The organism is Streptomyces sp. NPDC054840 (genome assembly GCF_053611065.1).
In genome coordinates this window covers 1-5,819 of record NZ_JBSGZP010000474.1, presented here as the reverse complement: position 1 = coordinate 5,819, position 5,819 = coordinate 1, and the positions used below count along the sequence as shown (strand labels likewise).

At 71.9% G+C, this 5,819-nt stretch carries 5 protein-coding genes; 3 read left to right on the top strand and 2 right to left on the bottom strand.

The annotated features are described in order from the left end of the window. Positions 1-91: 91 nt before the first annotated feature. Together ACWGIU_RS27235 and ACWGIU_RS27230 are read left to right on the top strand one after the other, a co-directional pair. Positions 92-709 (top strand): vitamin K epoxide reductase family protein, encoded by a 618-nt coding sequence (locus ACWGIU_RS27235; RefSeq protein ID WP_453710051.1) that lies wholly within the window; start codon positions 92-94, stop codon positions 707-709. A 41-nt stretch (positions 710-750) separates the two neighbouring features. Further along, complete coding sequence (locus tag ACWGIU_RS27230; RefSeq protein ID WP_453710049.1) at positions 751-2,103, top strand: replication-associated recombination protein A; 1,353 nt, start codon at positions 751-753, stop codon at positions 2,101-2,103. 48 nt (positions 2,104-2,151) lie between these two features. Here ACWGIU_RS27230 and ACWGIU_RS27225 read toward each other — a convergent pair whose 3' ends face one another. Then, positions 2,152-3,060: a DUF2470 domain-containing protein gene (locus tag ACWGIU_RS27225; RefSeq protein ID WP_453710048.1), complete on the bottom strand. Its 909-nt coding sequence runs from the start codon at positions 3,058-3,060 to the stop codon at positions 2,152-2,154. A gap of 55 nt (positions 3,061-3,115) precedes the next feature. On the opposite strand from ACWGIU_RS27225, the gene rpsD reads away from it, so the two are divergent. Next, the gene (rpsD, locus tag ACWGIU_RS27220) at positions 3,116-3,727 is read left to right on the top strand and encodes a 30S ribosomal protein S4 (RefSeq protein ID WP_008740451.1); all 612 of its coding nucleotides are present in this window, start codon (positions 3,116-3,118) and stop codon (positions 3,725-3,727) included. Between the two features lie 80 nt (positions 3,728-3,807). Here rpsD and ACWGIU_RS27215 read toward each other — a convergent pair. Then, positions 3,808-5,819: ATP-binding protein (locus ACWGIU_RS27215; RefSeq protein WP_453710046.1), on the bottom strand; the 2,012-nt coding region annotated here is incomplete at its 5' end.

Genomic DNA, 5,819 nt, shown 5'->3' with positions numbered 1-5,819 from the left:
CCGGGGATCTTTCCCCGGCCCCCGTCCGTTCACAGGCTCGTACGGCACAATGGCCCGTGCTTGATCACCTGGCAGATGTGGAGCGGGCGGTATGACGACACGAAGCGCGGACGCGGACACCGCCCGGAGCAGGACCGTCGGGGGAAGCCGGGCCCTGGCCCTGCTGCTGGTGATCACCGGGGCCGCGGGGCTGCTCGCCGCCTGGGTGATCACGATCGACAAGTTCAAGCTGCTGGAGGACCCGACCTTCAAGCCGGCCTGCAGCCTGAACCCGATCGTCTCCTGCGGCAACATCATGACGAGCGACCAGGCGTCGGCCTTCGGCTTCCCGAACCCTATGCTCGGACTCGTCGCCTACGGGATCGTGATCTGCGTAGGCATGAGCATGCTCGCCGGGGCCTCGTTCCGCCGCTGGTACTGGCTCACCTTCAACGCCGGCACCCTCTTCGGCGTCGCCTTCTGCACCTGGCTCATGTACCAGTCGCTGTACAACATCAACTCGCTGTGCCTGTGGTGCTGCCTGGCCTGGGTCGCCACGATCTTCATGTTCTGGTACGTCACCGCGCACAACGTCCGCGAAGGGCTGCTGCCGGCTCCGGGCTGGCTCAAGTCCTTCCTCGACGAGTTCACCTGGGTCCTGCCCGTCCTGCACGTCGGGATCATCGGGATGCTGATCCTGACCCGCTGGTGGGACTTCTGGACCTCCTGAGCGCGGGCGGCCCTGTCGGTGGGCTCGCATAGGCTTCCTGTGTGGAACCAGACCTGTTCACCGCCGCTGCCGAAGACCGCCGGGAGAAGGACCCCGCGAGCTCCCCGCTCGCCGTCCGGATGCGTCCGCGCACCCTGGACGAGGTCGTCGGCCAACAGCACCTGCTGAAGCCCGGATCACCGCTGCGCCGGCTGGTCGGGGAAGGGGCGGGCGGCCCGGCCGGTGCCTCGTCGGTGATCCTCTGGGGCCCGCCCGGCACCGGGAAGACGACCCTGGCGTACGTGGTCAGCCAGGCCACGCAGAAGCGTTTCGTGGAACTGTCCGCCATCACCGCGGGCGTCAAAGAGGTACGGGCCGTCATCGAGGGCGCCAAGCGCGCGGCCGGCGGCTACGGCAAGGAGACCGTCCTCTTCCTCGACGAGATCCACCGCTTCAGCAAGGCGCAGCAGGACTCGCTGCTCCCCGCCGTCGAGAACCGCTGGGTGACGCTGATCGCGGCCACCACCGAGAACCCGTACTTCTCGATCATCTCGCCGCTGCTGTCGCGCTCGCTGCTGCTGACGCTGGAACCGCTGACGGACGAGGACCTGAGCGCCCTGATGCGGCGCGCGCTCACCGAGGAGCGGGGCCTGGGCGGGGCCGTCACCCTCCCGGAGGACGCCGAGGCGCACCTGCTGCGGATCGCCGGCGGCGATGCCCGGCGGGCGCTGACCGCGCTGGAGGCGGGCGCCGGGTCGGCCATCGCCAAGGGGGAGGACGAGATCACCCTCCAGACGCTGGAGGAGGCGGTCGACCGGGCGGCGGTCCGGTACGACAAGGACGGCGACCAGCACTACGACGTGGCCAGCGCACTGATCAAGTCGATCCGCGGCTCGGACGTGGACGCGGCGCTGCACTACCTGGCCCGGATGATCGAGGCCGGTGAGGACCCCCGGTTCATCGCGCGCCGCCTGATGATCTCCGCGAGCGAGGACATCGGTCTGGCGGACCCGACGGCCCTGCCGATCGCGGTGGCCGCGGCCCAGGCGGTGGCGATGATCGGTTTCCCGGAGGCGGCGCTGACCCTGTCGCACGCCACGATCGCCCTGGCTCTGGCCCCCAAGTCGAACACCGCCACGACCGCGATCGGCGCGGCGCTGGCCGACGTACGGGCAGGCCTCGCGGGCCCGGTCCCGACGCACCTGCGGGACGGGCACTACAAGGGCGCGGCCAAGCTGGGACACGCGCAGGGGTATGTGTACCCGCACGACGTGCCGGGCGCGATCGCGGCGCAGCAGTACGCGCCGGACGAGATCCAGGGCAAGCGGTACTACGAGCCGACGCGCTACGGCGCGGAGGCCCGCTATGCGGACGTGGTGGAGAAGGTACGCGAGCGGCTGCGCGGCCAGGCGTGACCCGGAGGAGCAAGACCGGGCCGCACCCGTGCGGCGGCGCGACACGACCTAGTGCGAGGCCGCCGAGAACAGGGAGTGCATCGCCCGGCGCAGCCCGCAGATGTCCGCGACCGGCTCCGGGAAGTCGAAGCGGGCGTCGAAGGAGCCGGCCGGGCCGCCGGTGAAGCGGACACGCAGGCCGAGGCGGTCCAGGGAGAGCGGGACGGCGGCCATGCCGCCGGCCTCACGGGCGCCCAGCAGGCCGCCCAGCTCGCCGAGCCGGTCGCGATGGGCGGCGTGCAGGTGCTGCAGCAGCTCCGTCTCGTGCGCGACCATCGGGTCCGGCTCCGCCGCGGCCAGGTCCTCCGGGTCCACGTGCTCGGCGCCCCACAGGTCGTCCACCGAGATCTCGCCGACCTCCAGGCGCAGCATCATCCACGCCGGGCGCCCGGTGTGGGGGGCGTCGAGAGACTCCCGCATGCCCAGAAGCTCGCCCACCGGTTGCCGCTCCGCGAGCAGCGCGGCGCAGGCCGCCCGGTCGTCCCCGCGCACCGGCGTCAGCCACCCGGCCAGCCAGGCGCGGCCTCGGATACGATGGGGCACGGACACCGGCGCCACATCCGTGATCTCGATCACGGCGGTGAGGTCGTCGTCCTGGGCGTGAGCGGCTGCCCTGGCAGCCGCGGATTCCCCTGAGACAAGGAGAATCACGTCCCCGTCCGGGGTGACGGTCCGTGCGACCGGCAGCCCTGTCCCGAACTCCTCGGCCTCGTGACTGTCACGAGCACCGATCAGCGTGAGGGATACTGAGGCGTTGGACTCTACGAGGGTTCGTACGCGTTCGGCTCCGGTGAGCTGCCGAACGCCTTCCCTGGGACGCGGCTGACCTTGCTTATCGTCGGCGCAAGCGGATTCTGTTTCGTCTGAATCCGAACTGCGTTGCGCACTGGGCAGGGGGATCCCATGTGGTCGAGACATTACGTCCTCCTCGCTAAGGTAAGCCTCACCTAACTTACATGGAGGTAGGTTCCCCGTGAACCAGAAGCGACCCAAGGTCAAGAAGTCGCGTGCCCTCGGCATTGCGCTGACCCCGAAGGCCGTCAAGTACTTCGAGGCCCGCCCCTACCCGCCGGGCGAGCACGGCCGTGGCCGCAAGCAGAACTCGGACTACAAGGTTCGTCTGCTGGAGAAGCAGCGTCTGCGCGCTCAGTACGACATCTCTGAGCGTCAGATGGCCCGCGCCTACGACCGCGCCAAGAAGGCCGAAGGCAAGACGGGCGAGGCGCTTGTCGTCGAGCTCGAGCGTCGCCTCGACGCCCTGGTTCTGCGTTCGGGCATCGCCCGCACCATCTACCAGGCCCGCCAGATGGTCGTTCACGGCCACATCGAGGTCAACGGTGACAAGGTCGACAAGCCGTCGTTCCGTGTCCGTCCGGACGACGTCATCACCGTGCGCGAGCGCAGCCGCGAGAAGGTTCCGTTCCAGGTTGCCCGTGAGGGTGGCTACGCAGGCGAGGGCGAGACCCCGCGCTACCTGCAGGTCAACCTGAAGGCCCTGGCCTTCCGCCTGGACCGCGACCCGAACCGCAAGGAAATCCCGGTCATCTGCGACGAGCAGCTCGTCGTCGAGTACTACGCCCGCTGATGCAGGCCTAGTCTCACTGGCTGGTCAGCCCGCCGTCCCCTCCGGGGCGGCGGGTTTTCCGTTTCCCACGGGCCGCAGGGCTACGGCTGGTCCGCCGACGCGCGGGTCGTCGGCACCCTGGATCCGCGCAGCCGTCCCGCCCGCCGGGGCCCACCTGCGCCGCCCCGCTCCTCGGGGCTGCTCAGCGCCCGCCCGACCAGCGCCTCACGGCTCAGCTCCCGCCCCTCGGCCTCGTACGCCGCACGGCGCTCGGCGCCCAGAAGCTCGCCCGTCTGCTCCTGGCACATCAGCCGCGGGGCGTTGAAGTACCCCGAGCCGAACAACTGCAGCCCCACCCCGCCCCACATCGGCTCCGCCGCGCCCTGGAGCACCGCCGCCTCGGCCGCGTCCCCCTCCGCGACCGTGACCAGCGCGAGCAGCTCCAGCGCGAGCACCAGCCCGACCAGATCGTGGAAGACGTGGTTGATGGCGACGCACTCGGTCAGCAGCCGCCGCGCCTCCTGCGTGCGCCCCGCGTCCAAGGCCGCGTACGCGAGGACGTACAGGGCGTACGCCTTCGCCCAGCACTCCCCGCGCTCCTCGCAGATCTCCCGGACCTCCCCGCAGAGCGCGAGCGCGCCCGGCAGGTCACCGAGGAAGGCCAGCGCCATCCCCAGCTCGACCTGGCACATCAGCACGTTGCTGTTCAGCTCGCCGGCGGCCCGGTACCGCTCCAGCGCCGTGCCCAGCAGGTCCCGGGCCCGGGCCATGTCGTCCGAGACCAGCGCCAGGCAGCCCATCCGGTGCACCGCGTAGGCAGCGGCCACCGGGTTCCCGCTCTGCGCCGCCCCGTCCCGGCACTCGTACAGGGCGCTCATCGAGGCCGCCGCGTCCCCCTGCAGGGCCGCGACATAGCCCAGCACCCACAGGGCCTTCAGCCGCGAGCTCTCGTACTCCACCGCCTGGTCCGCGGGCTCCAGGGTCCGTTCCAGCCAGTGCCGCCCCTCGGTCAGCCGCCCGCAGCCCGCCCAGTAGAACCACAGCGTCCCCGCCAGGTACTGACCCAGATGCACCTCGTCCGGCTCGTCCAGGCAGCACTCCAGGGCGAGCCGCACGTTCGCCAGCTCCACCTCCACCAGCGCGGCCACCTCCTGCTGGCGCGGGCTGAACCAGTCCAGCTCGCACCACGTCGCCAGGCCCACGTACCAGTCCCGGTGGCGCCGCCGCAGCCGGCAGGCGTCGCCCAGCGACTCCAACCAGCCCGCCCCGTACGCCCGTACGGTCTCCAGCATGCGGAACCGCACCCCGGCGGGCGTCTCCTCCCGGACCAGCAGGGACTGGGCCAGGAGCTCCCCGACCAGGTCCAGCACGTCCTCCACCGGCAGATCCGGACCCGCGCACACGTATTCGACGGCATCGAGGTCGAACTGCCCCGCGAACACCGACAGCCGCGCCCACAGCAGCCGCTCCGCCGGCGTGCACAGCTCATGGCTCCAGCCGATGGCCGTCCGCAACGTCCGGTGCCGGGCGAGCCCACCGCGCCCACCGCCCGTCAGCAGCGCGAAGCGGTCCTCCAGCCGGGCCAGCACCTGCTCGGGGGACAGCGTCCGCAGCCGGGCCGCCGCCAGCTCCAGCGCCAGCGGGATCCCGTCGAGGCGGGCGCACAGCTCGACCAGCGCGGCCCGGTTCTCCGTCGTCACCGCGAAGGCCGGGTCGGCCGCGGACGCCCGCGCCGCCAGCAGGGCCAGCGCCTCCTCGGCGGCCGGCGGGGCCAGCGGGAAGGCCACCTCCCCGTCCAGGGCCAGCGGGCGCCGGCCCGCCGCGAGGACACGCAGGCCGGGGCAGCGGCGCAGCAGCTCCCGTACCAGGCCGGCGCACGCGTCGACCAGCTGCTCGAAGCCGTCCAGGACCAGCAGCAGCCGCCGCCCGGCCAGGTGCTCGGCCAGCACGGTGCGGGGCGGCCGGGTGGTGTGGTCGGTCAGCCGCAGCGCCTCGGCGAGGGCCAGCTCCAGCAGCGCTCCTGCTGGCGCACAAGGAGCGCGGGGCGCTGCCGCTGGCCGGGGTGCTCGGTGCCGCCCTGGGGGCGGCCGTCCTGGGAAGCGGTTCCGGTGGT

Bases quoted from the DNA above. Each gene is read 5' to 3' on its own strand.
- ACWGIU_RS27225 (WP_453710048.1), bottom strand. From the start codon at position 3,060: ATGTCTCGACCACATGGGATCCCCCTGCCCAGTGCGCAACGCAGTTCG.
- ACWGIU_RS27235 (WP_453710051.1), top strand. From the start codon at position 92: ATGACGACACGAAGCGCGGACGCGGACACCGCCCGGAGCAGGACCGTC.